The sequence below is a fragment of the Streptomyces sp. NPDC033270 genome, assembly GCF_055576575.1.
The window spans coordinates 65,217-91,650 of the sequence record NZ_JBVIRA010000014.1 but is presented as its reverse complement, the minus strand read 5'-3'; the positions used below and the strand labels follow the sequence as shown (position 1 = coordinate 91,650).

Genomic DNA, 26,434 nt, shown 5'->3' with positions numbered 1-26,434 from the left:
GGGGCCGGGAGCGCGGAAGGCGTCCCGGCCCCGTGTGCGTGGACCGCCGGAACTCGCGCTGCGCGCTCCGTTGACGCCGTACCGGCTGGTCGGTACGTTCACGGCGCCGCCCCCTCCCCCCGTCCCCAGGAGCGTGCAGCATGGACTCGGCCCCCTCCACGCCACACGGCAGCACCGCCGCGCCCCCTTCCGCCCGCAGCCGCCGCAGGGTCGCCACCGCCGCGGCCCTCGCCTCCGCCGTCGAGTGGTACGACTACTTCGTCTTCGGCATCGCCGCCGCGCTCGTCCTCGGCGACGCCTTCTTCCCCTCCGGCAGCCGCGCCGCCGGCGTGCTCGCCGCGTTCGCGACCTTCGCGGTGGGCTTCCTCGCCCGCCCCGTCGGCGGGGTGATCGCCGGTCACCTCGGCGACCGGCGCGGACGCAAACCCATGCTGGTGCTCGCGCTGACGGTGATGGGACTGGCCACCACCGCGATCGGCCTGCTGCCCTCCTACGACACGATCGGGCTGGCCGCGCCGGTCCTGCTGGTCGTCCTGCGGCTGCTGCAGGGCCTCGCGGTCGGCGCCCAGTGGGGCGGCGCGATGCTGATGGCCACCGAGTACGCCCCCGAGGGCAGGCGCGGGCTGTACGGCTCGCTGGTGCAACTCGGCGTGCCCATCGGGGTGGTGACCGCCAACTCCGTCTTCCTGCTGGCCGGGGCCCTCACCGGTGAGGGCGCGTTCGGGACCTGGGGGTGGCGGATCCCGTTCGTCGTCGGCGTGCTGGTGCTGGTCCTCGCCCGCCATATCCACGTCCGTGTCGAGGAGACGCCCGAGTTCCGGGCCGCGGAGGCGGAGCTGGCGGCCGCGGAGCAGGCGGACGAGGCGCGGCGCTCACCGCTGCGGACCATCCTGCGCCACCACCTCGGCACGGTCCTGCTGGCCGGCGGCTCGTTCGCGGTGAACACCGCCACCTTCTACATCCTGATCACCGGTGTGCTGGACTACGCCACCCGCGAGCTGGAGATGCGGCGCACCTCGGTACTGGCCGTCTCGCTGCTGGTCAGCCTCACCCAGCTCGCTCTGATCCCGGCCGCCGCGGCGCTCTCCGACCGCATCGGCCGGCTGAGGGTCTACGCCGCGGGCGCGGTCGGCCTGCTGCTCTGGGCGGTGCCGATGTTCCTGCTCATCGACACCGCGTCGCTGGTGTGGCTGGGCCTCGGCACCTTCGTCGGCAGTTGCTTCCTGAGCGTCATGTACGGCCCGCAGGCCGCGCTGTTCGCCGAGCTGTTCCCGCCCGCGATGCGCTATACGGGTGCCTCGCTCGGTTACCAGATCAGCGCGATCCTCGGCGGCGGACTCGCGCCGTTCCTGATGGTGCTGCTGCTGGAGGTGAGCGGCACCTCGATGGCGGTGTCCGCCTACATCATGGCGCTGTCCGCGGTCGCGCTGGTCTCCATCTGGCTGCTGGTCCGCCGGGCGAGGGGGGCCGCCCCGCACCCTTGAGCGGCAGCCATGGGGCCTTTCCGACCCTGACCCCGCGGACAGGCCTTACACCCTGCGCAGCCGGGGAAAGGCCGGCGCCGCCGTCAGGAAGGCCAGCGAGACCAGGACGAACGGCCAGGTGAAGGCGTGGCCGCCGGACGGTGCGAAGACGGCGGCCAGGGCCGGGGTGAGCACCGTCGCGGCGGCGGCGCCGGCCACCGCGTAGGCCAGGCTCCAGCCGTCCGCGGAGAGGAAGACCCCGCACAGCGCCATCGCGACCAGCACGGCGTTGTAGCCCAGCGCCCCCTCGGCCACCTGCTCGGCGGGGGCACCCAGGGCCCATGCGGTGCAGATGCCGACGACGCTGCCGACGCAGGCCAGTGCGCCCGCCCGCCGGCAGGCGACGAAGATGCCGGCCAGGAAGATCAGGCCGACGTACCACTGCGGCATGAAGAAGATCTGCCCGACGTTGGCGAAGAAGGCGTGCCAGAGGTCGGAGAAGGTGAGGGCGGCGGGCCCGACGGCCGGGCGGGGGAGCGCGGCCGGGCCCGCGTCCTGGTGCCAGACCCGCTGGAATCCCGGCGCGGCGATGGTCAGCGCGCTGGCCGTCAGGCAGAACGGCAGGGTGAAGGCCGGCAGGTCCCAGGTGGCCAGTATCCGCGCGGCGGCACCGGTCAGTACGGTGACCACCGCACTGCCGGCCAGGGCGAGCAGGGCGGTGGAGAGCCGGTCGGCGCCGAGGAAGACCGCGCAGCCGACCGCCACCAGGCAGGCGTTGAACCCTTCGAGCCCCGCGGTGATCCGGCCCCGGTCCACGCCCAGGAAGCGGGCGGTGGCGGTGCCGACGGCCGTGCCTATCAGGCCGTAGAGCCCGTATCCCCAGCCCGCCGCGAACAGGCCGATCGAGAACACCGCACCGGTCAGCGCGTTCGGTAGGAAGTCGACCTGCGCCTGGCCGCGCAGCACCTCGATGACGAACCGTCCGCCACGCGTCCGGAAGGGGCCGTTGATGGCCGTGCCCCACTCGCCCACGCCGCCTCCTGTTTCCCGCACCCGCCCCTGTCCGCCAGAGGCGGGTGCACTTTACAGCCGGCGGGAGGCGTTCATCAGCGGGTGGGGCCGGGTGGCGGTGCGAGCTCGGGGTGCTGCAGGGCCAGGCCGTCCACCAGGGCGCGCAGGCCGGTCTCGAACGCGCCCTCGTCCACCTGCCGCTGATGCTCCGCGAGGAGGTGCGCCTGGCCCAGGTGCGGGTAGTCGGCGGGGTCGTACGCGCTCGGGTCGTCGACGAAGCCGCGGGCGAACGAGCCCAGTGCGGAGCCGGCCACGAAGTACCGGACCATCGCGCAGACCCGGGTGGCCTGTGCGGGCGGCCAGCCCGCCCCGACCATGCCGCCGAACGCCGCGTCGGCCATCTTCAGCCCGGCCGGGCGCCGGCCCGGCCCCTGGGCGAGGAACGGCACGATGTGCGGATGGGCGGCGAGCGCCGCGCGGTAGGAGCGGGCCCAGTCCAGCAGGCCGGCGCGCCAGTCCGCGCCCTTCTCGAAGGTCGACACGTCGACCTTGGCGATGACGGTGTCGGCGACCGCGTCGAGGATCTCGTCCTTGGTCGTGAAGTGGTTGTACAGGGACGGGCCGCTCACGCCCAGCTCCGCCGCCAGCCGCCGGGTCGACAGTGCCGGCAGCCCTTCGGAGTCGATCAGCGCAAGCGCCGTGGAGACGATGCGCTCGCGGCTCAGCAGGGGCTTGCGGGGTCGGGCCATGGCGCACATAGTAGAGGCGCCCAACAAAAACTAGCAGTGCTAATTAATGGTGTGCGACAGGGCGCGCGGCACTGCTCTTGGCCAGGAGGGGGCCGGATGGATCTGGAGCTCAGCGCGGAGCAGGCCGCGGCGCGGCAGCTCGCCAGGGACTTCGTCGACCGCGAGGTCGTGCCGTACGCCGCCGCCTGGGACCGCGCGGAGAAGGTCGACCGCGGCATCGTCCGAAAGCTCGGCGACCTCGGCTTCCTCGGTCTCACCGTTCCGGAGGAGTACGGCGGTTCCGGCGGCGACCACCTCTCCTACGTCCTGGTGACCGAGGAGCTGGGCCGCGGCGACTCCGCGGTGCGCGGCATCGTCTCCGTCTCGCTCGGCCTGGTGGCCAAGACCATCGCCTCCTGGGGCGAGGAGCGGCACAAACGGGAGTGGCTGCCGCGGCTGACCTCGGGCGAGGCGGTCGGCTGCTTCGGCCTGACCGAGCCCGGCACCGGTTCCGACGCGGCGCAACTGGCCACCCGGGCGGTCCGCGACGGGGACGACTACATCGTCGACGGCGCCAAGATGTTCATCACCAACGGCACCTGGGCCGATGTGGTGCTGCTCTTCGCCCGCACCGGCGACGCCCCGGGCCATCAGGGCATCAGCGCCTTCCTCGTGCCGACCGACAGCCCCGGCCTGACGCGCCGCGAGATCCACGGCAAGCTGGGGCTGCGCGGCCAGGCCACCGCGGAGCTGGTGCTGGACGGCGTACGGGTGCCGGCCGCGGCGATGCTGGGCCCCGAGGGCAAGGGCTTCTCGGTGGCGATGTCCGCGCTGGCCAAGGGGCGGATGTCGGTCGCCGCCGGCTGTGTGGGCATCGCCCAGGCCGCGCTGGACGCCGCGATCGGCTACGCGGGCCAGCGCGAGCAGTTCGGCAAGCCGATCGCCCGGCATCAGCTGGTGCAGGAGCTGATCAGCGATATCGCGGTGGACGTGGCCGCGGCGCGGCTGCTGACCTGGCGGGTGGCCGATCTCATCGAGCGCGGTGAGCCGTTCGACACCGCCGCCTCCCAGGCCAAGCTGTTCGCCTCCGAAGCGGCGGTGCGCGCCGCCAACAACGCGCTCCAGGTCTTCGGGGGCTATGGCTATATCGACGAATACCCCGTCGGCAAGCTGCTGCGCGACGCCCGGGTGATGACGCTCTACGAGGGCACCAGCCAGATACAGAAGCTGGTCATCGGCCGTGCGCTGACGGGGGTCTCCGCGTTCTGACCCCGGTGTGCGGGCGCCTTGCCGCCCGCCGCCCTCCCCGGGCCTGTCCGGTCCTGCCACCGGACAGGCCCTAAGCGCTTGCTCAGTAGCGCGGTATGGTGTTCGATCCGTCCAAGGAACGTCCCTGGCGGATCGAGGAGCGGGGTGCGGCGATGGGTGCGGCGGCGGAGCAGGCTGCGGAGGAGAACCAGGAGTGGGCCGGGGTGACCCCGGACGCCGCGCGGCGGCTGGTCGGCGCCGCCGTCGAGGCGTTCGCCGAGCGCGGCTACCACGCCACCACCACCCGTGACATCGCCGGCCGGGCCGGTATGAGCCCGGCGGCCCTCTACATCCACTACAAGACCAAGGAAGAGCTGCTCTACCGCATCAGCGGCATCGGCCACGAAAAGGCCCTGCGCATCATGGGCGCCGCCGCCGAGGCCGAGGGCGGCGCCACCGAGCGGCTGCGCGACGCCGTGCGGACCTTCGCCCGCTGGCACGCCGAGCACCACACCACCGCCCGGGTCATCCAGTACGAACTCCAGGCGCTGAGCCCCGAGCACTACACCGAGATCGCCGGTCTGCGCCGCCGGACGGACCGCCTGCTGCGGCAGATCATCCAGGACGGCGCGGACAGCGGGGAGTTCCGGGCCGACGACGTACCGGGCACCACCCTGGCGGTGCTGTCGCTGTGCGTGGACGTCGCCCGCTGGTTCTCGGCGGACGGCCCGCGCACCCCCGACGAGGTCGGCGCGCTCTACGCCGACCTCGTGCTGCGGATGGTGGGCGCCGACCCGGCGGGCCCCGCTACAGGTAGAAACGGCTGACCGACTCCGCGACGCACACCGGCTTGTCGCCGCCCTCGCGCTCGATCGTCACCACCGTGGTGAGCTGCACGCCGCCCGTCACCTCGGCGACGTCGGCGATCTTCGCCGTGGCGCGCAGCCGCGAGCCGACCGGCACGGTGGCCGGGAAGCGCACCTTGTTCGTGCCGTAGTTGATCCCCATCTTCACGTTGTCGACCCGCATCAGCTGCGGTACGAAGGCGGGCAGCAGCGACAGCGTCAGATAGCCGTGCGCGATGGTGGTGCCGAACGGGCCGGCCGCGGCCCGCTCCTGGTCCACGTGGATCCACTGGTGGTCGCCGGTGGCGTCCGCGAAGAGATCGATCCGCTTCTGGTCGATCTCCAGCCAGTCGCTGGTGCCCAGCTCCTCGCCGACCGCGGCCCGCAGCTCGTCGAGCGATCCAAACACTCGGGGCTCTGCCATCTCCGTCTGCCTCCTTGGGATCCACCTACGCCGTCGTGCACCGGGTGCGGCCGTCGTACGCCGGGCCGCCGCTTACTAAGCGCTTGCTCAGCATGCGGAGTGCGAGTACCCGCTGTCAACGCCTGCGCGGCTAGGGTGGAAACGTGCCCCAGCTTCCGTTCAAGGTTCATGAGCTCTCCGTCGGCCAGCTGTCCGCGCGCAGCGGCGCGGCGGTGTCCGCGCTGCACTTCTACGAGTCCAAGGGGCTGATCAGCAGCACCCGGACGGCGGGCAACCAGCGCCGCTACTCCCGGGACGCGCTGCGCCGGGTCGCCTTCGTCCGGGCGGCGCAGCGGGTCGGGATCCCGCTCGCGGTGATCCGGGACGCGCTGGCGGAGCTGCCGGACGAGCGCACTCCCAACCGCGACGACTGGGCCCGGCTCTCCCAGGTGTGGCGCTCCGAGCTGGACGAGCGGATCAGCCAACTCGTCGAGCTGCGCGACCGGCTGACCGACTGCATCGGCTGCGGCTGCCTCTCGCTGGAGAAGTGCGCGCTGTCCAACCCCTACGACAACCTCGGCGAGCAGGGGCCCGGCGCCCGGCGGCTGCGGGTCGACCGGGGCGCCAAGGACCCGGAGTCCGCACCGTCCCGCCCCCAGGCGGCCTCGCCGCGCCGGGAGGCCGTGCCGTCGTCGTGCCGGGAGGGCACGCAGGGATGAGCGCGGCCGCGCCCGCCCCACGGCCGGGACGGCGCGGCGGTCAGCCTGCGCTCACCACAGGGCCGGCTTGCGGGCCGCCCACGGGCGGGCCTGCTCCAGCTGGGCGGACAGCGCGATCAGCGTCGCCTCGTCGCCGTACCGGCCGGCCAGCATCACACCGATCGGCAGCCCCTCGGCGTTCCAGTGCAGCGGGACGTTGACCGCGGGCTGGCCGGTGGCGTTGCAGAGCGCGGTGAACGGGGTGAAGGACCCCAGGGCGGCGAACTCGGCCTGCGGGTCGGCGTCGTTGCGCAGCTCGCCGACGGCCACCGGCGGCGTCGCCAAGGTCGGTGAGAGGATCACGTCGTAGCCGGTGCCCGGCGGCATCAGGCCGTCGGCGAGGGACTGGGCGAGCATGCGGAAGGCGTACATCGAGCGCGCGAAGTCCGCGCCGGAGACCTGGCCGCCGCGCTCGCGCAGATAGCGGGTGAGCGGCATCAGCAGCTCCTCGCCCTCCGGCGGGACCGGCTGGTTGGCGGCCATCACCGACCAGACCCGGGTGAAGGCCTCGCGGATCGAGTCGTCCGACGGCAGCGACAGCCGCTCGACCTCGTGGCCGAGCCCGGTCAGCAGCGCGGCGGTGTCGTCGGCGGCCGTGCGGCAGTCGGGGTGGATCTCGACGCCCGGGATGGGCGCTCCGGTCAGGTAGGCGATCCGCAGCCGGCCGGGGTCGCGCAGCGCGTAGGAGGCGAAGGTCTCGCCGGGCGGCAGCGACGGCGCCGCGTACGGGTCGCCGGGCATCGTGCCCGCCATGACGTCCAGCAGGGTGGCCGCGTCGGCGACCGTACGGGCCAGCGGGCCGGAGGTCGCAAGGCCGGTGATGTCGTGCATCAGCGGGCCGCTGCTGATCCGGCCGCGGCTGGGCTTGATGCCGTACAGCCCGCAGGCCGACGCCGGAATGCGGATCGAGCCGCCGCCGTCGCTGCCGTGCGCGACGGGGGCCAGCCCGCCGGCGACCGCCGCGGCCGCGCCGCCGCTGGAGCCGCCCGCCGAGCGCGCCAGGTCCCAGGGGGTGCGGGCGGGCGGGGCGAAGCCGTTCTCGGTGTAGCAGGGCAGCCCGAATTCGGGGGTGTTGGTCTTGCCGAGCAGGATGGTGCCACCCGCCCGCAGCTTGCCCGCGACATGGGCGTCGACCTCCGGCACATGCTCGGCGAGCGCCCGCGAACCCATCGTGCAGCGCACCCCGGCGACCTGGTGGAGGTCCTTCATGGGGACCGGGACGCCGTGCAGCGGCGGCAGTTCGCGGCCCTCGCGGCGGGCCGCGGCGGCCTCGCTCTCGGCCTCCGCGGCCTGCTTGCGGGCGATCTCCGGGGTGCGGGTGATGAAGGCGCCCAGTGTGTCGTCGAGCCGATCGATCCGCGCCAGGTAGTGCTCGGTCAGCTCCACGGGGGAGAGCTCACCGGACCGGATCCCCTCGGCCTGTTCGAGCGCGGACAGATCATGTAGCTCGGCCATGGACGTCTCCCTCCTAGGGGTGCCCGCGCGGCCCTGGTGCCGTACGGGCGCAAGGGCCGGTGCCCGCGCCGGGTGCGCTGTCGGTGCGGGTGGTCAGCCCGTGAACAGTTGTTTCAGCTTGAGGGTGAGTTCGTAAAGGCCGTACAGGAAGGGGACGGCCACCCACAGCCAGACGAGGACGAGGAGGAGGGCGCGGCGGGCGGTCACTGCTCGGCTCCCTTCGTGTCGGCGGGCGCGGGCCCGGACGCGGCGCGCCCGCCGGAGGCCGACTGGGCTCCGGGCGCGGGGGGTTGGTGGTGCCGGGGGTGCACGGGACGGATGAGTTCGTTGGCGACGAAGCCCACGGCCAGCAGGCCGATCATGATGAAGAAGGAGGTGGCGTAGAGGTCGGGGCCGCTGCGGCCGGCCGACTTCCCGCTGTCGGCGACGGCGTTGACGATCAGCGGGCCCAGCACGCCCGCGGTGGACCAGGCCGTCAGCAGCCGGCCGTGGATCGCACCCACCTGATACGTGCCGAACAGGTCCTTCACATACGCCGGGAGGGTGGCGAACCCGCCGCCGTAGAAGGACAGGATCACCGCCGCGCAGGCGATGAACAACGGCTTGGAAGCATCGCCGGCCAGCGCGATCAGCAGATACATCAGGGCGCCGGCGCCCAGGTAGAGGCGGTAGGCGTGCTTGCGGCCGGCCAGGTCGGAGGCCGAGGACCAGACGATCCGGCCGAGCATGTTGGCCAGCGAGAGCAGGCCCACGAAGCCGGCCGCGGCCGATGCGCTCACCGGTGCCGCGGTGCGGGCGAAGAAGTCGGAGACCATCGGGGCGGCCTTCTCCAGGATGCCGATGCCCGCCGTGACGTTCATGCACAGGATGACCCACAGGCACCAGAACTGCGGGGTGCGCAGCGCGCCGCGCGCCGAGACCTGGGCCGTGGTGACCAGCGGACGGGCCGCCGAGGCGGCCGCGGCCGGCCGGCCCGGCGGCCGCCGGTCGTCGGCGGGGACCCGCACCAGCACCACGCCCAGGGACATGAACACGGCGTAGGACAGGCCCATGACCAGGAAGGTCCGCGCGATTCCGGACGCGTCGGAACCCAGGGCGGCGAGCAGTTGGACGGACCAGGGCGAGGCGATCAGCGCGCCGCCGCCGAAGCCCATGATGGCGATGCCGGTGGCCATTCCGGGGCGGTCGGGGAACCACTTGATGAGGGTGGAGACGGGGGAGATGTAGCCGATGCCCAGGCCGATGCCGCCGATGAAGCCGTAGCCGAGGACGATCAGCCAGTACCGGCCGGTGGCCGCGCCGAGGGCGGCGACGAGTAAGCCGCTGCAGAAGCAGAGGGCCGACACGCACATCGCCCAGCGCGGGCCGTTGCGTTCGACGAGCGTGCCCCCGAACGCCGCAGACAGCCCGAGCATCACGATGGCCAGCTGGAAGGGGAGCGCGGAGGCCGTCCCGGACAGCTTCAGGGCGGACTCCAGGGGCGGTTTGAACACGCTCCAGGCGTAGGCCTGCCCGATGGCGAGATGGATGGACAGGGCGGCGGGCGGCACCAGCCACCGGCTCCACCCCGAAGGCGCGACGATGCGGGCACGGGCGGGCGCGATCATGTGCCGGAACGTACCTCGCCGGTCCCCCTCCGGGAAGGCCGCACGCCGAAGTCGCCGCGGCGGGCACCAACGCGGCGTCGCCGTCGGCCGGGTGCCGTCGGGCATCAGGAGGGTGTCCTCGATGCCTTGGGGCACCTCCCATGCCCTACGGCATGGGAGGGTGTCCAGGCCCAGTTCGGCGGCGGGCCGCCGCACCGGCCACACGCGGACGTCCACCACCGCCCGGAGGGCCTCCGGGGCGGGGCCGACCACGCGCGTGAAAAGGAGTCCGGGCTCAGGCCGCGGCGAACGCCCCGGCGCCCTGGGCGCGGATCGCCGAGGTCAGCGCCTCACGGGTGAGCACCGACGCCGGGGCCAGCACCCCGCACTGCCGGCAGGCGGGCCCGGGCGCCGGGACGTCGGCGGTCTCCGGGAGCCAGGCGAAGCGCGTGCTGCCGCACACCGGGCAGTCCCGGCGCGGCCGCCCCGCCTCCATCGCCACGATCATGCGGCGCAGCACCTCCGCGAGCCGGGCCGCCGGGTGCCGTTGCGGTGACTCGCACGGCACGATGTCGCAGCCGCCCCAGGTCCGCCGGTGCCAGTCGTCGATCGCGCTGGGCTGACGGATGCCGTCGTGCTTCTCCTTGCGGCGCCGGGCGGCGAACTCCTCCTCGTACGCGAGCCAGAGGGTGCGGGCCTCTTCCAGCTCGGTCAGTGCGGCGACCAGCCGCTCCGGGTCCGGATCGCGGTCCTGGGTCGCGATGCCGGCCCGGGTGCACAGATGGTGCCAGGTCGCCCGGTGTCCGTAAGGGGCGAAGCGTTCAAGGCACTTGCGCAGGGCGGTGCGCCGCTGAGCTGCGACGAGTCGTGGATTGCGGACCTGTTCTGCGAGGGCTCTGAAACCGGCCATTTCATCCCACCTCCGGGGGGAGGACCCGACTTGACGGGGATGGGACGTAGCCGGCCGCCGCCTGGATCCCTCGAACTTTCGTGCGGTTCGCCGGTGTCGCGGTGAGATGTCACGACAGTGGCGGCCGTTGCGTCTGTGGGGAATTGGCAAAGGTGACTGTTGTTCACCTTCCGGCCGGGGATAACCGCCGGTAACGTCCCGCCCACCCTCCCCCGAGTTCGTGAGGAGCAGGGGGGACCCCCATCGAGGAGCAGGGATGCGACGACGTACCGGAAGGCTCAGGACCGCCGCGGCCGCGGCCCTGTTCGCCTTGGGCGCCACGGTCTTGGCGCCACCCCCCACCGCGGCCGCCGCGCCGAGCCCCGACCAGGCCGCCCACGACTACTGCGAAGGCCGGTGCGCCGACATCCTGCCGCCCGGCGCCACCGGCAACGCCACCCTGGTGGAGATCCTCGGCAACAAGCTGTTCGGCACCCACCCCGCGCACTCCACCGACCAACTCGCCCCGTACGGCGCGCTGGCCGGCGGCTACCAGTCGCTCACCGACGACACCCTCACCCAGTTCTTCAACGACGCCTCCTTCGGTGTCCCCGACGGCCAGGTCGGCAAGGTCACCGCGCCCCGCGACGACGTGACCATCACCCGCGACAAGAAGACCGGCGTCCCGCACATCAAGGGCACCACCCGCTACGGCACCGAATTCGGCGCCGGATACGCCGCGGGCCAGGACCGGCTCTGGCTGATGGACCTCTTCCGCCACATCGGCCGCGGCGAGCTGACCTCCTTCGCCGGCGGAGCGCTGGCCAACCAGGGCCTGGAGCAGCAGTTCTGGCCGCAGGCGCCGTACACCGAGGACGACCTCCAGCAGCAGGTCGACTACATCAGGGACCACAACGGCGAGCGCGGCAAGCAGGCCATGGCCGACGCGCAGGCCTACGTCGACGGCATCAACGCCTACCGCGAGCAGTCCAAGAACGGCCGCTACTTCCCCGGCGAGTACGTCCTCACCGGGCATATCGACGCGATCACCAACGCCGGTGAGATCGCGCCGTTCAAACTCACCGACCTGATAGCGCTGGCCTCCGTCGTCGGCGGCCTCTTCGGCAACGGTGGTGGCGGGGAGGTCACCAACGCCCTGTCCCTGCTCGCCGCCCAGCAGAAGTACGGCGTCGAGAAGGGCACCGAGGCCTGGGAGTCCTTCCGGGAGCGCAACGACCCCGAGGCCGCCAAGACCCTGCACGACGGCAGCAGCTTCCCCTACGCCGTCAAGCCGGCCAAGGCCAAGGGCACCGCGCTGCCGGACCGCGGCTCGGTCACCCCCGAGCCGCTGGTCTTCGACCGCACCGGCGCGGCGACCACCAAGAGCGGAACGCCGCCCCGGGACCCGGTCGCGGCCCCGAAGAAGTTCCGCAAGCTGGAGGGCCTGTTCAAGGACGGGGTGCTGCCCAAGGGCAGCTTCAACCCCCACCAGCGCCGCGGGATGTCCAACGCCCTGCTGGTCTCCGGCAAACACACCGCCAGCGGGCACCCCGTCGCCGTCTTCGGCCCGCAGACCGGCTACTTCGCGCCCCAGCTGCTGATGCTCCAGGAGATCCAGGGGCCCGGCATCAGCGCCCGCGGCGCCTCCTTCGCGGGCGTCGGGATGTACGTCCAGCTCGGCCGCGGCCAGGACTACGCCTGGAGCGCCACCTCCGCCGGCCAGGACATCACCGACACCTACGCGGTCGAACTGTGCAACGCCGACGGGTCGCCGGCCACCAAGGACTCCACCTCCTACCGCTACCACGGCGCCTGCGTCCCCATGGAGAAGCTGGAGCGCACCAACTCCTGGAAGCCCACCATCGCCGACCCGACGGCGGCCGGCTCGTACCGGATGCAGGTGTTCCGGACGAAGTACGGGACCGTCACCCACCGCGCCACCGTCCGCGGCAAGCCCGTCGCCTACACCGCCCAGCGCTCCACCTACCGCCACGAGGCCGACTCGATCATCGGCTTCCAGATGTTCAACGACCCCTCCGCCGTACGCGACGCCAGGTCCTTCCAGAAGGCGGCCCAGCACATCGGCTACGCCTTCAACTGGTTCTACGCCGACTCCCGCGACACCGCGTACTACAACAGCGGCCTCAACCCGGTCCGCAACCCCGCCGTCGACCCGTCGCTGCCCATCACGGCGGACGACGCCTACGAGTGGCAGGGCTACGACCCCGCCACCAACACCACCGACTACACCCCGCCCGCCCAGCACCCGCAGTCCGTCGACCAGGACTACTACATCTCCTGGAACAACAAGCAGGCCGAGGACTACGACTCGGCCGGCTTCGGCAACGGCTCGGTGCACCGCGGCAATCTGCTGGACGACCGGGTGCGCGCACTGACCGAGGAGGGCGGGGTGACCCGGGCCTCGCTGACCCGGGCGATGGCCGAGGCCGCCGTCACCGACCTGCGCGGCGAGGACGTGCTGCCCGAACTCCTGCGCGTAGTGGGCAGCAAGCCGGTCACCGACCCCCGGCTGAAGACCGCGGTCCAGCAGCTGCAGGCCTGGCACAAGGACGGCGCCCAGCGCCGCGAGACCGCCGCCGGCTCGCACACCTACACCCACCCCGACGCGGTCCGGCTGATGGACGCCTGGTGGCCGCTGATGATCGAGGCTGTCTTCAAGCCGGGCCTGGGCGGCGACCTGTACGACGCGCTGGGCGCCGACCTCGCCATCGACGAGTCGCCGTCGGCCGGCCACGGCCCGACCGGAGGGCACGCCGGATCGGCCTTCCAGTACGGCTGGTGGAGCTACGCGGACAAGGACCTGCGCTCGGTGCTCGGTGACAAGGTCCGGGGCCCGCTCGCCCGGCGCTACTGCGGCGGCGGCGACCTCTCCGCCTGCCGCGACACCCTCCTGGCCACGCTCGCGCAGGCGAGCGGCAAGACGGCCGAGCAGGTCTACCCGGGCGACGCGAGCTGCAAGGCCGGCGACCAGTGGTGCGCGGACGCCATCATCCACCGCGCGGTGGGCGGGCTGACCCACGACACCATCAGCTGGCAGAACCGGCCGACGTACCAGCAGGTCGTGGAGTTCCCGGCACACCGTTAGACGGGTACCGGACACCGGTAGGCGGATACCGGACACCGGTTGCCGGCAGGCGAAGGCCCCGGGGTGGGACCCCGGGGCCTTCGCACGGGTGCGCGGGCTATGCTGCACAGTCCTGATTTCCAGGGAGGGAAAGCGAGTTGGGCGCGCATGGCCTCGTCAGGTCCGCAGCAGTACCCGCCGGAGCTGCTGGACACCACCATGGACCAGCTGCGCACACTGATCGTCGTCCATGAGACGGGCACCGCGCTGGGTGCCGCGCGCCGGCTGGGCCGCGAACAGTCCAGCGTGCAAAAGCAGCTGGACAGGATGAACCGCACCTTCGCCGCACTGTGCGGCGAGGAGCTGGTACTCAAACAGGGTCGGGGCAGGGACGCCCTGTTCACCGCGACCGGCGAGGCGCTGGTCGACCTGGCGCGGCGCACCCTCGGCGCGTGGTCGGACGGTGTGCAGGGCGCCCGCCGCCGGCTCGGCAGGACGCTCTCCGTCGGTACCACCCGCTACACCCTCGGCTTCCTGCTGGACGCGGTGGAACGCGTCCGCGAGGACTACGAACGCGACGGTGTCGACCTCAAGGTCACCCACGTCCGCACCGGCGACCTCTTCACCAAACTGCGGTCCAAGGAACTCGACCTGGTCTGCGGCAGCGTCGTGGTCACGGAAGGCGCGGAGGCCGAACTGCTGGCTCCGTACGAGGTCATGGAGTGGCGCCGCAGCGGTCTGTCGCTGCTGACGAACCTGCCGCCGGAGCGGCTGCCCGGCACCTCCCTCGGCGCGTGCGAGCTGCCCCGGCTGCCCCTGGTGATCTCGGCGCGCGGCCTCATCGGCCGCTTCCTGACCGCGTGGTACGGACCCGACTACCGCCAGCGGCTGACCATAGCGGCCGAGATAGAGGCCGCGCACTACGGCTTCGAGCTGCTGCGCTCCGGGGTCGTCAGCGGGGCGATGCTGGTCACCCGGGGCATCGGGGAGGCGGCCGCGGACGGTCGCCTCCCGGAGGCCGGCGGGCTGCGCACCCTGGAGATCGTCGGGGAGTCGGAGCCCCGGACCGAGGTGCTGGTCGGCGTCTTCACCCGGCGCGGGGAGCGGGCGTCGTATCCGCCCGGCCACCCCCTCAACCTCCTGTGGGACGCGCTGTCGAGGGAGAGCGGCCGGTGGTGGCTCAACTCGTGAGGCCACCGGGGGCTTTGCGCCGGGCCCTCAGGACAGCTCCCGCTCCCGGGTCTCCGGCAGCGCCAGGACGCACACCAGCGAGACGACCGCCATGGCGCTCACGTACCAGCCCACCGACGCGGAGCCGAACTCCGACTGGAGCCGGGTGGCGACCAGAGGCGCCACCGCGCCGCCCAGCACCCCGCCCAGGTTGTAGGCCAGGGAGGCGCCCGAGTACCGCACCGCCGTAGCGAACAGCTCCGGCAGGTACGCGCCCATCGGGCCGTACACCACGCCCATGCAGAACAGCGCGCCGCCGAGGCCGAGCGCGATCAGCGCCGGCTGCCGGGTGTCCAGCAGCGGGAAGAGCACCGGCCCCCAGAGCACCGCCAGGCCGCTGCCCGCCAGGATCAGCCTGCGGCGGCCGGCGCTGTCGGAGCGGGTGGCGGCGAGCCAGGTGCCGGCGGCCAGGAAGAGGCAGGCGATCAGGGAGAGCCCCAGCATGGTGCTGCGGGAGACGCCCAGCTCGCCGGTCGCGTAGGACAGGCAGTAGGTCGTCGCGGTGTAGAAGAGCCCGTACGCCACGATCATGCCGCCCGCGCCCAGCAGCAGTTCGCGCGGATGCCGGCGCAGCACGTCGACCACGGGGACCCGGCTGGCCTCCTGAGCCTCCCTCACCTTCGCGAACACCGGTGTCTCGCTGATCTTCAGCCGTACGAACAGCCCGACGCCGACCAGCAGGAACGACAGCAGGAACGGCACCCGCCAGCCCCACGCGCGAAACGCCGCGTCGTCCAGCACGGACGACAGCAGCCAGAACACCCCGGTCGCCGCGAGGAATCCGACGGACGGGCCGAGCTGCGGGAAGGCGGCATACAGCCCACGGCGCCTGCGCGGCGCGTGCTCGACCGCGAGCAGCGCGGCCCCGCCCCACTCGCCGCCCAGGCCGATGCCCTGCAGGAAGCGCAGCGCGATCAGCAGCAGCGGCGCCCAGACGCCCCAGGTGCCGTAGCCCGGCAGCAGGCCGACCAGCGCCGTGGACAGCCCCATCAGCAGCAGCGAGGCGACCAGCACGGACTTGCGGCCCACCCGGTCACCGAAGTGGCCGAAGACCACCGACCCGAGCGGTCGCGCGGCGAACGCCACCGCGTAGGTGGAGAAGGCCGCCAGGGTGGCGTTGACCGGCGAGAGGGTCGGAAAGAACGCCTGGTTGAGGACGAGCGCGGCGGCCGTCCCGTAGATGTAGAAGTCGTAGAACTCGATGGCCGTCCCGATGAACGAGGCCACGGCCACCCGCCGCAGGCTCTCGCCCCCGGCGTCCGCACCCTCCGCCGACGGCGCACCGGCCGCCGTCTTCCGCACTGCTGTCGCGTCATTGTTCACCAGCGCACTTTCCTGGTCGGTGTACGGGACAGTCAATAGCCGAAACGCGCCGTCCCGGACCCTGAGACGGACCGCGCGCGGCGACGCTCGCCGCCGAGCGCGGTCCGTTGTCAGTGCCGTGTGGAACACTCGCCGGCGTGTTCGAGCAAAGGGTCGAACATGCCGTATACCAAGGGGGATTGGCTGCCATGGGCGTGACCATCGGGTTCATCAGCGCGACGACGGAGGAGCTGGACAGGGCGGAGAAGGAACCGGATTGGGCCGATGAGTACATCGCCGCGCTGTACGACGCCGACGACTTCCCCCATCGCCCCTGCGGCGACCCGGACAAGGCGTGGGGCGGCCTCCAGTTCCTGCTCGACGAGACGGAGGTGTACCTGGACTTCCTGATGGACGGCTCCCCGATCCTGGAGGACGGCACCCTGTTCGGGTGGTCCGCCGAGCAGATGGAGAGCGTGGCACGGCAGCTGCGGGCGACCCCGTGGGAGGAACTGGCCGCCCATTACGACCCGGATCGGATGACGAAGGAGGACGTGTATCCCAACGTGTGGAGGTTCGACCCCGAGGGCGAGCTGGAGTGGCTGAAGAGCGCCTACGAGGAACTCGTCGCCTTCTTCTCCGAGGCGGCCGAGGGCGGATACGGGGCGTTCATGACCTTCAGCTTCTAGGCGACGGATAGCGAAGATAACGGGCCCGTACGGCGCGGAACTCGGCGAGATCCTCCTGCCAGGCGGCGACGATCTCGTCCGGCTCCGCGCCCGCGTCGATCATCCTGCGCACGGTCGACGACCCGGTCAGCCGGTCGATGCCGTGGTCCGGGCGCCAGGCGAAGCCGTCCCAGACCCGCTGCGCGGTCACGAGCAGCGCGATGCCGGTGCGCACCGGGTCGAACGCCTCCCGGTCGTGCACATGGAGCTGGACTCCGCCGATCGTCCTGCCCTGGAACTTGGAGAAGGTGGGGGCGAAGTAGGCCTCCCTGAAGTGCACTCCGGGCAGGGCGAGCGCGTTCGCGGCCGCGGCCCAGCGGTGGTCGATGCCGTCGGCGCCCAGCAGCTCGAAGGGACGGGTGGTGCCGCGCCCCTCGGAGAGGTTGGTGCCCTCGAACAGGCAGGTGCCCGCGTAGACGAGGGCGGTGTCTGGGGTGGGCATGTTGGGGCTCGGGGGTACCCACGGCAGGCCCGTGGCGTCGTAGAAGTCGCCGCGCCGCCAGCCGGTCATCCGCACGGTCTCCAGCTCCACCGGCCGTCCGGCGACCGCGGGGACGAACTCGCCGTTGAACAGCAGCGCCAGTTCGACCACCGTCATGCCGTGCGCCTGGGAGATCGGCTCGCGGCCGATGAAGGAGGCGTAGGCCCTGTCCAGTACCGGGCCGGCGGCGAAGCGGCCGGTGACCGGGTTCGGGCGGTCGAGGACGACGAAGCGCTTGCCGGCGAGGACGGCCGCGACCATGCAGTCGTAGAGCGTCCAGATGTAGGTGTAGAAGCGCGCGCCGACGTCCTGGATGTCGAAGACGACGGTGTCCACGCCGGAGGCGGTGAAGACGGCGGCGAGCTCCTTGCCGCTCTTGTTGTAGGTGTCGTAGACCGGCAGCCCGGTGGCCGGGTCGTCGTAGCGGCCCTCGGAGCCGCCCGCCTGCGCGGTGCCGCGGAAGCCGTGCTCGGGGCCGAAGACGGCGGTCAGCCGCACCCGTTCGTCGGCGTGCAGGACGTCCACGATGTGCTCGGCCGTCCGGGTGATGCCGGTGGGGTTGGTGACGATGCCGACCCGTCGGCCCTCCAGGAGGCGGTAGCCGTCGGCGGCCAGGCGCTCGAAGCCGGTGTGCACCCGCCGCCCGCCGCCGGTCGCCGGCTCGGCGGCCCGTGCGGGAGGTGCGGCCGCGGCCAGGGCCGTGCCGGCCGCGCCGGTCGCCGCCAGATGCCCGAGCAGAACGCGTCTCGACAGAGCCATCCGCACACCTTCCGTGTCCAGCAGAGCAGGGGAGCAGGGAACCAACCGATGCGTGCCGTGTGCACGCTAGCCCGCCGGGCGCCGTTGGGGAACGGACCGGGCCGCGTCCAGGGGGCTTCCCGCTCATGGGGTCCCCCCGGTCGAGCGAAGTCGAGAGCGGGGGAGGAGTCGCGAGCCGGGGACGGCCTCTTCCGCCAGGACATACCGACTGGTTAGTCTGCCTGTCAGTCGAACCGATGCGACCGAGGGAGACCCAGCAGTGGAAGCCGTACGGGACAAGGCCGTCGTCGTGACCGGGGCGGGCGGGGGGATCGGCGCCGCCCTGGCCCGCCGGTTCGCCGCCGAGGGGGCCCGGGTCGCGGTCAACGACCTGGACGAGGCCAAGGCGAAGCGGACCGCCGAGGAGATCGGCGGCCTCGTGGTCCCCGGTGACGCCTCCACCGTCGTCCCGGCCGCCCGCGAGGCGCTCGGCGGCGCGATCGACGTCTTCTGCGCCAACGCCGGGGTCGGCACCGGCGGCGGGCCCGACGCGCCCGAGGAGGACTGGGCGCTGGCCTGGGACGTCAATGTCATGGCCCATGTACGGGCGGCGAAGGCGCTGCTGCCGGAGTGGCTGGAGCGCGGTCACGGGCGCTTCGTCTCCACCGTCTCCGCGGCCGGCCTGCTCACCATGGTCGACGCGGCCCCGTACAGCGTCACCAAGCACGGCGCGTACGCCTTCGCCGAGTGGCTCTCGCTGACCTACCGCCACCGCGGCGTCGACGTGCACGCCATCTGCCCCCAGGGCGTACGCACCGACATGCTCACCGCCACCGGAGCCGCCGGGGAGCTGGTGCTGACCCCCACCGCCGTCGAGCCCGCGGACGTCGCCGACGCGCTCTTCGCGGCGATGGAGCAGGGCCGCTTCCTGGTGCTGCCGCACCCGGAGGTCGCGGACTACTACGCCGCCCGGGCCACCGACCCCGACCGCTGGCTGGGCGGCATGAACCACCTCCAGCGGAAACTGGAACAGGCGGAGGGCCGCGCCTGAGCCGTTCTCCGGCAGGAACGGGTGGCGGGCCGGCCGGGCCCGGGCCGCCACCCCGCGTCACCCCAGGTGTTCCCCCGCAGGGATGATCAGGCGATCAGGAAGAAAGGGCCGCACCCGATGACCTCCTACCAGGACAAGCCGTGGCTGGCGCAGCTCACCGAAGCCCAGCGGGCCCCCGTCCGGCCGCACCCCTCGATGCTGCACGCCTTCCGGGCCGCGGTCGGCCGCGCCCCCGACCGCACCGCGCTCGCCTACTTCGACGGGCGGCTGTCCTACGCCGAGACCGACGCGCTCTCCGACGGCATCGCCGCCCACCTCGCCGGGCGCGGGTTCCGGCGCGGCGACCGGGCCGCGGTCATGCTCCAGAACACCCCGCACTTCGTGCTCGCGGCGCTCGGCGTGTGGAAGGCCGGCGGGGTGGTCGTGCCCCTCAACCCCATGTACAAGTCCGCCGAGGCGCGGCACATCCTCGACGACTCCGAGGCCACCGCCGTCATCTGCGCCGACCGCACCTGGGACGGCTATCTGCGCGCCACCGCCGCCGAGGCCCCGTCCGTACGGATCGCGCTGACCGCCTGCGAGCGGGAGCTGCAGACCCGCGACGACGCCCGGGTGCTGCGCGGCGAGCCGCTCGGGCCGCAGGAAGGGGCCGACGACCTGCTGGCCGTCGCCCGCACCGCCGGGAGACTGCGCGCGGCCCTGGCCGACCCGGAGCTCACCGCCGACGACCTCGCGCTGATCAGCTACACCTCCGGCACCAGCGGCACCCCCAAGGGTGCCACCAACACCCACGGCAACATCACCTACAACGCCGAGCGCCAGCGCACCGGCCTGAGCCTGCCCGAGGGCGCCACCTACTTCGCGCTCGCCCCGCTCTTCCACATCACCGGCATGGTCTGCGAACTGGCCGCCTGCATCGCCAATGTCGGCACCCTCGCGCTCGCCTACCGCTTCGAGGCGGGCGTCGTCCTGGACGCCTTCCTGGAGCACCGCCCCGCCTACACGGTCGGCCCCTCCACCGCCTACATGGCGCTGATGGCCCACCCCGGCGTCACCCGCGACCACTTCACGTCCTTCACGACGATGTCCTCCGGCGGCGCGCCGCTGCCGCCCGCCCTTGTCGAGAAGTTCCGGGCCGGCTTCGGCCCGTACCTCCACAACGGCTACGGCCTGACCGAGTGCACCGCGCCGTGCGCCAGCGTCCCGCCGGGCAGGCGGGCGCCGGTCGACGAGGTCTCCGGCACGCTCGCCGTCGGGGTGCCCGGCCCCGACACGGTCGTCCGGATCGTCGGTGAGGACGGCCGGGACCTGCCGTTCGGCGAACAGGGCGAGATCGCGGTGCGCGGCCCCCAGGTCGTCCCCGGCTACTGGCGCCGCCCCGACGCCACCGCCGAGGCCCTCCCGGACGGCGAACTGCGCACCGGCGACATCGGCTTCATGGACACCGACGGCTGGCTGTACGTCGTCGACCGCAAGAAGGACATGATCAACGCGGCGGGCTTCAAGGTGTGGCCGCGGGAGGTCGAGGACGTGCTCTACGGCCACCCCGCGGTGCGCGAGGCGGCGGTCGTCGGCGTGCCCGACCCCTACCGGGGCGAGACGGTCAAGGCGTATGTCAGCCTGCGTCCCGGGCAGGCTCTGGACCCCGCCGAGCTGTCCGCCTACTGCAAGGAGCGGCTCGCGGCGTACAAATATCCCCGTGAGGTGGAGATCCTGGCAGAGCTTCCCAAGACCACGAGTGGCAAGATCCTCCGACGGGAGCTGCGCCACCGCGCATGACGTACGCACGAAGGACAGGTGAGGGCGATGGCCGGCACGAAGGACGGCAACGGCAACGGCGGCGCGAAGCCGGTGGCCCAGAGGCTGCTGGCCACCGCCACCAAGCTCTTCGCGGAGCAGGGCTATGACCGCACCTCCGTCCAGGAGATCGTCGACGCGGCGGGTGTCACCAAGGGCGCCCTGTACCACTACTTCGGCTCCAAGGACGATCTGCTGCACGAGGTCTACGGCCGGGTCCTGCGGCTGCAGCAGGAGCGCCTGGACCACTTCGCGGACGCCGACGCGCCGGTCGAGCGGCGGCTGCGCGACGCCGCCGCCGACGTCGTGGTCACCACCATCGAGAACCTCGACGACACCAAGATCTTCTTCCGCTCGATGCACCACCTCGGCCCGGAGAAGGACAAGCAGGTACGCGCCGAGCGGCGGCGCTACCACGAGCGCTTCCGGGCCCTGATCGAGGAAGGCCAGCGCGCCGGCGTGTTCGCCGCCGACATCCCCGCCGACCTCGTCGTGGACTACCACTTCGGGTCCGTCCACCACCTCGGCACCTGGTACCGCGAGAACGGCCCGCTCACGCCGCAGCAGGTGGCCGACCACCTGGCCGACCTCCTGCTGCGGGCGCTGCGGCCGTAGGGCGCGGGAATCCCCACGCCCCCCACCGCGTTGTGGCCCCGTAGGGGGCGCATCCACCCCCTACGGGATCTGTTCGGCCACCCCTACGGATACCGCCTCGGCTCCCTCACCGGTACTGCTTCAGCTCCCGGCGCGCCAAAGACCGCTGGTGCACCTCGTCCGGGCCGTCCGCCAGCCGCAGCGTCCGCGCGCCCGCCCACAGCTCGGCCAGCGGGAAGTCCTGGCTGACGCCGCCCGCGCCGTGCAGCTGGACCGCCTTGTCGAGGATGTCCACGACCGTGCGCGGGGTGGCGATCTTGATGGACTGGATCTCGGTGTGCGCGCCCTTGTTGCCGACGGTGTCCATCAGCCAGGCGGTCTTCAGCACCAGCAGCCGCAGCTGCTCCACCGCCACCCGGGCGTCCGCGATCCACTCCTGGACCACGCCCTGCTGCGCCAGCGGCTTGCCGAACGCCGTACGGGCCACCGCGCGGCGGCACATCAGCTCGATGGCGCGCTCGGCCATGCCGATCAGCCGCATGCAGTGGTGGATCCGGCCGGGGCCGAGCCGGGCCTGGGCGATGCCGAAGCCGCCGCCCTCCTCGCCGATCAGATGGCCCGCCGGCACCCGTACGTCGTGGAAGAGCACCTCGGCGTGGCCGCCGTGCCAGTGGTCCTCGTAGCCGTAGACCTGCATGGCCCGCCTGACCTCGACGCCGGGGGTGTCGCGCGGCACCAGGATCATCGACTGCTGGCGGCGCGGGTCGGCGCCGTCCGGGTCGGTCTTGCCCATCACGATGAAGATCTGGCACAGCGGGTTCATCGCCCCGGAGATGTACCACTTGCGGCCGTTGATGACGTAACCGTCGCCCTCGCGGGCGATATGCGTCTCGATGTTGGTGGCGTCCGACGAGGCCACCTCCGGCTCGGTCATCGCGAACGCCGACCGGATCTCGCCCGCCAGCAGCGGCTCCAGCCACTGCTTTCGCTGCGCCTCGTTGCCGAACTGCGCCAGCACCTCCATGTTGCCGGTGTCCGGTGCCGCGCAGTTCAGCGCGGTGGGCGCCAACTGCGGGCTGCGGCCGGTGATCTCGGCCAGCGGCGCGTACTGGAGATTGGTCAGCCCGGCGCCGTGCTCGGCGTCCGGCAGGAAGAGGTTCCACAGCCCCTGCCGGCGGGCCTCGGCCTTGAGGCCCTCCACGACCGCGGGGGTGTCCCACGGCGAGGCGAGCGCGGCGCGCTGCTCACGGGCGGTCTCCTCCGCCGGATACACATGCTCGTCCATGAACGCCAGGAGCCGTGCGCGCAGCTCCTCGGTACGGGCGTCGAATGCGAAGTCCATGGGTGCCTCAGCCTTCCTTGAGGGTGGTCAGTCCGCGGTCGATGAAGACGGGGACGAGTTCGCCGATCCGGTCGAACCCGGCGCCGACGGTCTGGCCGAGCGTGAAGCGGTAGTGGATGCCCTCGAGGATCACGGCGAGCTTGAACCAGGCGAAGGCGGTGTACCAGGCGATCGAGGAGGTGTCCCGGCCCGAGCCCGCGGCATAGCGCGCGATCAGCTCCTCGGGGGCCGGGTGACCTGGCGCGCCGCTGGTGGTGCTCACCGGCGACTCGGGCAGGCCCAGGTCCGAGCTGTACATCACCAGCAGCCCGAGGTCGGTCAGCGGATCGCCGAGCGTGGACATCTCCCAGTCCAGTACGGCCTTGATGGTGTCATCGGTACCGACCAGGACGTTGTCGAGGCGGTAGTCGCCGTGCACGACGGCCGGCGCGGGGGAGGCGGGCAGTGCCCGGCCCAGCGCCTGGTGCAGCTCCTCGATGCCCGGCAGGTCGCGGTTCTTCGACGCGCTCAGCTGCTTGCCCCAGCGCCGCAGCTGACGCTCCAGGAAGCCCTCCGGACGGCCGAAGTCGCCGAGCCCGGCCGCCTCGGGGTCCACGGCGTGCAGCGCCACGAGCGTGTCGACCAGGGAGAGCACCACGGCCCGGGTGCGCTCGGGGCCGAGCGGGGCGAGCTGGCCGGCCGTGCGGTACGGGGTGCCCTCGACCAGCTCCATCACATAGAAGGGCGCGCCGATCACCGACTCGTCCTCGCACAGCAGCAGCGTCTCGGGCACCGGAACCGGAGTGCCGTGCAGCGCGCTGATCACCCGGTGCTCGCGTCGCATGTCGTGCGCGGTGGCCAGCACATGGCCGAGCGGCGGCCGGCGGACGACCCAGGAGGCCGCGCCGTCGGTGACGCGGTAGGTGAGATTGGACCGCCCGCCCTCGATCAGCTGCGCGCGCAGCGGGCCGCCGGCCAGCCCCGGCCGCTCCCGGTCCAGTTGTGCGCGCAATCGGGCGAGGTCGAGGCCGGGAGGGTCCTCCCGGCCCGGGGCCTGAGGGGGCGGGGTGCCCTTGCTCATCGTGCTCCTCCGTTACGCAGTGGGCGGTCCATCGGTCGATCGCTGCCCCGATCATGCCGACTAGTCGGTATGGCGTCCAGTGCCGGTGCGTGGGGCGTCGGTCACGCACCGCCCCGGAGGGGGGTTTTCCGCCACGCCGCCACCGCTCGGCCGCCGCCGCTCACGCGTGACAGGCCACCGGCACCCCGCCGTTCATCGCCGTCATGTCGCCGAATCCCACCAGTGGGTCCAGCGGTGCGCCCGGCTCCGCGCCCGCCAGCTCCGCGTACGCCCGATGCAGATTCGCCACCAGCCGCTCGCTCTCCGCCAGCTCCGCGAACGGCCCGAGATCCGCGGCCCGGGCCACCTCCAGCGGCGTCCGCCCCGCGGCCCGGCCCTCCTCCGCCAGCTGTCCGACGAACCGTAGATAGCGCTCGATGACGTCGAAGACCTCGGGGCCGGCCACGGGACCGTGCCCGGGGACCACGGTGTCGGCGTCCAGCGAACGCAGCAGTTCGATCGCGCGCAGCGAGCCGGTCAGCGACCCCATGAAGACGAACGGGGTGCCGCCGTGGAAGACCAGGTCCCCGGCGAAGACGACGCGCTGCCGGGGCAGCCACACGAGGGTGTCGCCGGGGGTGTGCGCCACGCCCGGGTGGATCAGCCGCGCCTCGATGCCGCCGACGTGCAGGGTCAGTTCGTCGGTGTACGTCACCTCGGGCGGGGTCAGGCGGATGTCGCCGTACTCCACCTGCGGCCACACCGCGTGCAGCTGGTGGCCGGCGGCCAGCAGCTCGCGGCGGCAGGCGGCGTGCCCGACGATCGTCGCCTCGGGTGCGAAGACGCCGTTGCCGTAGGTGTGGTCACCGTGGTGGTGGGTGTTGACCACGGTGCGCGGCGCCGGCGCGCCGCTCTCCGCGATCCGCCGGCGCAAGCGCCGGGCCCGGCGCTCGGTGGCGGCGGTGTCCACGACCAGGGTGGCGTCGCCGTCGGTGAGGAAGCCGGCGTTGTTCAGGCACCAGCCGCCGTCCGGCTGGATGTAGGCATGGACGCCGGCGGCCAGTTCGGTGAGGTACGGCTCGGCCGTGGTCGGTGCGCTCGCGTCACCCATGCGGGTTCTGCCCCCTTGCTCGATGGTCCGTCACGCCCCACCGGCCGGCCGCGAGTTGGTCCGCCCCGGCGCGGCGAGGGTCGCGTTACGGTACCTCCGCCGCCGGCCTCGGTGGGGGCCAGGCGGGACTTTGCGGATACCCCCCAGGGCGTCTCAGCGGCCCGGTCGCACCAGTATCGCCGCGCCGCACAGCGCCACCGCGAGCGTGCAGGCGACCAGCAGCAGGGCGGTCCGCGGCGGCAGCCCCGGCGGGCGGTCGGTGGCCATCGCCCGCATCCGGTGGTGCGCGAGTGCCACGAAGGCGAGCCACAGCAACCCCGTCAGTACCGCCAGCACCGCCTCCACCGGTCCGGGCGCCCGGCTCTGCAGCAGCTGCCGGCCGGCCAGCACCGCCATCGCCGTGGCGGACAGCGTCGTACGCCGCCAGGCCAGCCTGGTCCGCTCCGGCTGCAGTCCGGGATCCCGGTCGCTCGCCGCACCAGGTCCTGGCCCGCCCGGCCGCGCTCCGCCCGCCATCGGCTAGTCGGTCCAGCCCAGCAGGACCAGCACGGCCACCGCCACCCCGAGCACCCCGACGGCCAGCGCCAGCGCCGTGGGGAAGCGGGAGACCGGCAGGTCCTCGCCGCGCCGCATCGCCCGCTCGCAGCGCACCCAGTGGTTGACCGCCCGCAGTGCGCACAGTGCCCCGCCCGCGAGCAGGACGACGGTGAAGGTCAGCCGCACGCCCGGGTGCAGCCGGGGCAGGAACTGGTCCACCGCGAACCCGCCGCCGATCAACGCCAGGCCGGTGCGCAGCCAGGCGAGAAAGGTACGCTCATTGGCGAGCGAGAAGCGGTAGTCGGGGGTCGTGCCCTCCTCGCGGACCCGCGCGGGCGAGCACCACAGCCGCACGGCCGCGACGGCCGACCGCAGTCCGTCGGTGAGGATCATGGCCGAAACCCTAACGGCCGGCCGGCCGCACGGCCCGCCGCATCAGGCCGCTCCCGTCTCCCGCAGCTCCAGCAGCCGCCGGTACGCGGCCATGCCGTCCGGCGTCCAGGGCCACTGGTCGAGCCGCCCGATCAGCTCCTCCTCGGGCAGGAACGCATGCCAGTCGATCTCCGACTCCTGCGGGGCGACCGGCAGGGTGCAGCGCACCTGGTAGACCGCGGACCACCAGGTGTGCTCCGCGGTCTCGTAGAGGAACTTGAACAGCGGCTCGGGCTGCTGCAGACCCTGTACGCCCAGCTCCTCCTCCGCCTCGCGCAGCGCCGCCGCGTCGTAGCTCTCGCCGGCGCCGACCACCCCGCCCACGAACATGTCGTAGTGGGAGGGGAAGACGAGCTTGTGCGGGGTGCGGCGGTGTACGAAGATCCGGTCCTCGGCGTCCCGGACGAGGACGAAGGCGCAGCGGGTGCGCATCCGGCGGGCGTAGGTCTCGCCGCGCGGGGCCTGTCCCACGACCTGATCGTTCTCGTCGACGACGTCGAGGATCTCGTCCGCGTTGAGCGGTTGCTGATCGGTCATGGGGCCATGCAACCACCACCACACGGGGCGGGGCGCACCCGCCG

At 72.7% G+C, this 26,434-nt stretch carries 25 protein-coding genes; 10 read left to right on the top strand and 15 right to left on the bottom strand.

Annotated features, from left to right (window positions below):
* Positions 1 to 140 precede the first annotated feature (140 nt).
* On the top strand, positions 141 to 1,484 hold the full coding sequence (locus tag ACZ5XZ_RS20640; protein WP_468979994.1) for an MFS transporter: 1,344 nt from the start codon (positions 141 to 143) through the stop codon (positions 1,482 to 1,484).
* Positions 1,485 to 1,529: 45 nt separating this feature from the next.
* Here the strand turns inward: ACZ5XZ_RS20640 and ACZ5XZ_RS20635 are convergent, their stop codons facing one another.
* Together ACZ5XZ_RS20635 and ACZ5XZ_RS20630 are read right to left on the bottom strand one after the other, a co-directional pair.
* On the bottom strand, positions 1,530 to 2,495 hold the full coding sequence (locus tag ACZ5XZ_RS20635) for an urea transporter (protein WP_468979992.1): 966 nt from the start codon (positions 2,493 to 2,495) through the stop codon (positions 1,530 to 1,532).
* Positions 2,496 to 2,569: 74 nt separating this feature from the next.
* Complete coding sequence (locus ACZ5XZ_RS20630; RefSeq protein WP_468979990.1) at positions 2,570 to 3,223, bottom strand: TetR/AcrR family transcriptional regulator; 654 nt, start codon at positions 3,221 to 3,223, stop codon at positions 2,570 to 2,572.
* Positions 3,224 to 3,319: 96 nt separating this feature from the next.
* Between ACZ5XZ_RS20630 and ACZ5XZ_RS20625 the strand changes: the two genes are divergently transcribed.
* Positions 3,320 to 4,471, top strand: a complete 1,152-nt coding sequence (locus tag ACZ5XZ_RS20625) for an acyl-CoA dehydrogenase family protein (RefSeq protein ID WP_468979988.1) — start codon at positions 3,320 to 3,322, stop codon at positions 4,469 to 4,471.
* Between the two features lie 152 nt (positions 4,472 to 4,623).
* A complete protein-coding gene (locus tag ACZ5XZ_RS20620) occupies positions 4,624 to 5,277 on the top strand; it encodes a TetR/AcrR family transcriptional regulator (RefSeq protein ID WP_468980178.1) in 654 nt (217 codons plus the stop codon).
* Here the strand turns inward: ACZ5XZ_RS20620 and ACZ5XZ_RS20615 are convergent.
* The gene (locus ACZ5XZ_RS20615; RefSeq protein ID WP_468979986.1) at positions 5,258 to 5,719 is read right to left on the bottom strand and encodes a MaoC family dehydratase; all 462 of its coding nucleotides are present in this window, start codon (positions 5,717 to 5,719) and stop codon (positions 5,258 to 5,260) included. The genes ACZ5XZ_RS20620 and ACZ5XZ_RS20615 overlap by 20 nt on opposite strands.
* A 143-nt stretch (positions 5,720 to 5,862) precedes the next feature.
* Here ACZ5XZ_RS20615 and soxR point away from each other — a divergent pair, with 143 nt between their 5' ends.
* Positions 5,863 to 6,417: a redox-sensitive transcriptional activator SoxR gene (soxR, locus tag ACZ5XZ_RS20610; protein WP_468979984.1), complete on the top strand. Its 555-nt coding sequence runs from the start codon at positions 5,863 to 5,865 to the stop codon at positions 6,415 to 6,417.
* A 51-nt stretch (positions 6,418 to 6,468) separates the two neighbouring features.
* Here soxR and ACZ5XZ_RS20605 read toward each other — a convergent pair whose 3' ends face one another.
* The 4 genes from ACZ5XZ_RS20605 to ACZ5XZ_RS20590 all read right to left on the bottom strand — a co-directional run bounded on the left by ACZ5XZ_RS20605 (position 6,469) and on the right by ACZ5XZ_RS20590 (position 10,407).
* Entirely contained in the window at positions 6,469 to 7,911 is a 1,443-nt protein-coding gene (locus ACZ5XZ_RS20605) for an amidase (RefSeq protein ID WP_468979982.1), read from the bottom strand.
* A 93-nt stretch (positions 7,912 to 8,004) separates the two neighbouring features.
* On the bottom strand, positions 8,005 to 8,118 hold the full coding sequence (locus ACZ5XZ_RS20600) for an MFS transporter small subunit (RefSeq protein WP_468979980.1): 114 nt from the start codon (positions 8,116 to 8,118) through the stop codon (positions 8,005 to 8,007).
* A complete protein-coding gene (locus tag ACZ5XZ_RS20595) occupies positions 8,115 to 9,518 on the bottom strand; it encodes an OFA family MFS transporter (RefSeq protein WP_468979979.1) in 1,404 nt (467 codons plus the stop codon). Before ACZ5XZ_RS20595 ends, ACZ5XZ_RS20600 begins: the two co-directional genes overlap by 4 nt.
* A 274-nt stretch (positions 9,519 to 9,792) precedes the next feature.
* Positions 9,793 to 10,407, bottom strand: a complete 615-nt coding sequence (locus ACZ5XZ_RS20590; RefSeq protein WP_468979976.1) for a hypothetical protein — start codon at positions 10,405 to 10,407, stop codon at positions 9,793 to 9,795.
* 256 nt (positions 10,408 to 10,663) lie between these two features.
* On the opposite strand from ACZ5XZ_RS20590, the gene ACZ5XZ_RS20585 reads away from it, so the two are divergent.
* Positions 10,664 to 13,492, top strand: a complete 2,829-nt coding sequence (locus tag ACZ5XZ_RS20585; RefSeq protein WP_468979974.1) for a penicillin acylase family protein — start codon at positions 10,664 to 10,666, stop codon at positions 13,490 to 13,492.
* Positions 13,493 to 13,639: 147 nt separating this feature from the next.
* Positions 13,640 to 14,662 (top strand): LysR family transcriptional regulator, encoded by a 1,023-nt coding sequence (locus tag ACZ5XZ_RS20580; protein WP_468979973.1) that lies wholly within the window; start codon positions 13,640 to 13,642, stop codon positions 14,660 to 14,662.
* A 27-nt stretch (positions 14,663 to 14,689) separates the two neighbouring features.
* Here ACZ5XZ_RS20580 and ACZ5XZ_RS20575 read toward each other — a convergent pair whose 3' ends face one another.
* Positions 14,690 to 16,024 carry an MFS transporter gene (locus tag ACZ5XZ_RS20575; RefSeq protein WP_468979971.1) on the bottom strand — a complete coding sequence of 445 codons (1,335 nt, stop codon included), beginning with the start codon at positions 16,022 to 16,024 and terminating at the stop codon, positions 14,690 to 14,692.
* Between the two features lie 188 nt (positions 16,025 to 16,212).
* Between ACZ5XZ_RS20575 and ACZ5XZ_RS20570 the strand changes: the two genes are divergently transcribed.
* Positions 16,213 to 16,692, top strand: coding sequence for a YfbM family protein (locus ACZ5XZ_RS20570; protein ID WP_468979969.1), 480 nt, complete (start codon positions 16,213 to 16,215; stop codon positions 16,690 to 16,692).
* On the opposite strand, the gene ACZ5XZ_RS20565 is transcribed toward ACZ5XZ_RS20570, so the two are convergent.
* Complete coding sequence (locus ACZ5XZ_RS20565) at positions 16,682 to 17,971, bottom strand: exo-beta-N-acetylmuramidase NamZ family protein (protein WP_468979967.1); 1,290 nt, start codon at positions 17,969 to 17,971, stop codon at positions 16,682 to 16,684. The two genes, ACZ5XZ_RS20570 and ACZ5XZ_RS20565, sit on opposite strands and share 11 nt — an antisense overlap.
* A 259-nt stretch (positions 17,972 to 18,230) precedes the next feature.
* Here ACZ5XZ_RS20565 and ACZ5XZ_RS20560 point away from each other — a divergent pair, with 259 nt between their 5' ends.
* The 3 genes from ACZ5XZ_RS20560 to ACZ5XZ_RS20550 all read left to right on the top strand — a co-directional run bounded on the left by ACZ5XZ_RS20560 (position 18,231) and on the right by ACZ5XZ_RS20550 (position 21,413).
* Positions 18,231 to 19,001, top strand: coding sequence for an SDR family oxidoreductase (locus ACZ5XZ_RS20560; RefSeq protein WP_468979966.1), 771 nt, complete (start codon positions 18,231 to 18,233; stop codon positions 18,999 to 19,001).
* A gap of 117 nt (positions 19,002 to 19,118) precedes the next feature.
* Positions 19,119 to 20,780: an AMP-binding protein gene (locus ACZ5XZ_RS20555; RefSeq protein ID WP_468979963.1), complete on the top strand. Its 1,662-nt coding sequence runs from the start codon at positions 19,119 to 19,121 to the stop codon at positions 20,778 to 20,780.
* 27 nt (positions 20,781 to 20,807) lie between these two features.
* The gene (locus ACZ5XZ_RS20550; RefSeq protein ID WP_468979962.1) at positions 20,808 to 21,413 is read left to right on the top strand and encodes a TetR/AcrR family transcriptional regulator; all 606 of its coding nucleotides are present in this window, start codon (positions 20,808 to 20,810) and stop codon (positions 21,411 to 21,413) included.
* A gap of 106 nt (positions 21,414 to 21,519) precedes the next feature.
* Here ACZ5XZ_RS20550 and ACZ5XZ_RS20545 read toward each other — a convergent pair whose 3' ends face one another.
* The 6 genes from ACZ5XZ_RS20545 to ACZ5XZ_RS20520 all read right to left on the bottom strand — a co-directional run bounded on the left by ACZ5XZ_RS20545 (position 21,520) and on the right by ACZ5XZ_RS20520 (position 26,390).
* Positions 21,520 to 22,734, bottom strand: a complete 1,215-nt coding sequence (locus tag ACZ5XZ_RS20545; RefSeq protein ID WP_468979959.1) for an acyl-CoA dehydrogenase family protein — start codon at positions 22,732 to 22,734, stop codon at positions 21,520 to 21,522.
* A gap of 7 nt (positions 22,735 to 22,741) precedes the next feature.
* Positions 22,742 to 23,794, bottom strand: a complete 1,053-nt coding sequence (locus tag ACZ5XZ_RS20540; protein WP_468979957.1) for a phosphotransferase family protein — start codon at positions 23,792 to 23,794, stop codon at positions 22,742 to 22,744.
* Between the two features lie 160 nt (positions 23,795 to 23,954).
* A complete protein-coding gene (locus tag ACZ5XZ_RS20535; protein WP_468979954.1) occupies positions 23,955 to 24,884 on the bottom strand; it encodes an MBL fold metallo-hydrolase in 930 nt (309 codons plus the stop codon).
* Between the two features lie 153 nt (positions 24,885 to 25,037).
* Positions 25,038 to 25,400 (bottom strand): DUF202 domain-containing protein, encoded by a 363-nt coding sequence (locus ACZ5XZ_RS20530; RefSeq protein ID WP_468979952.1) that lies wholly within the window; start codon positions 25,398 to 25,400, stop codon positions 25,038 to 25,040.
* Between the two features lie 3 nt (positions 25,401 to 25,403).
* The gene (locus ACZ5XZ_RS20525; RefSeq protein WP_468979949.1) at positions 25,404 to 25,814 is read right to left on the bottom strand and encodes a YidH family protein; all 411 of its coding nucleotides are present in this window, start codon (positions 25,812 to 25,814) and stop codon (positions 25,404 to 25,406) included.
* 42 nt (positions 25,815 to 25,856) lie between these two features.
* Positions 25,857 to 26,390 carry an NUDIX hydrolase gene (locus ACZ5XZ_RS20520; RefSeq protein WP_468979948.1) on the bottom strand — a complete coding sequence of 178 codons (534 nt, stop codon included), beginning with the start codon at positions 26,388 to 26,390 and terminating at the stop codon, positions 25,857 to 25,859.
* Between the last annotated feature and the right edge of the window lie 44 nt (positions 26,391 to 26,434).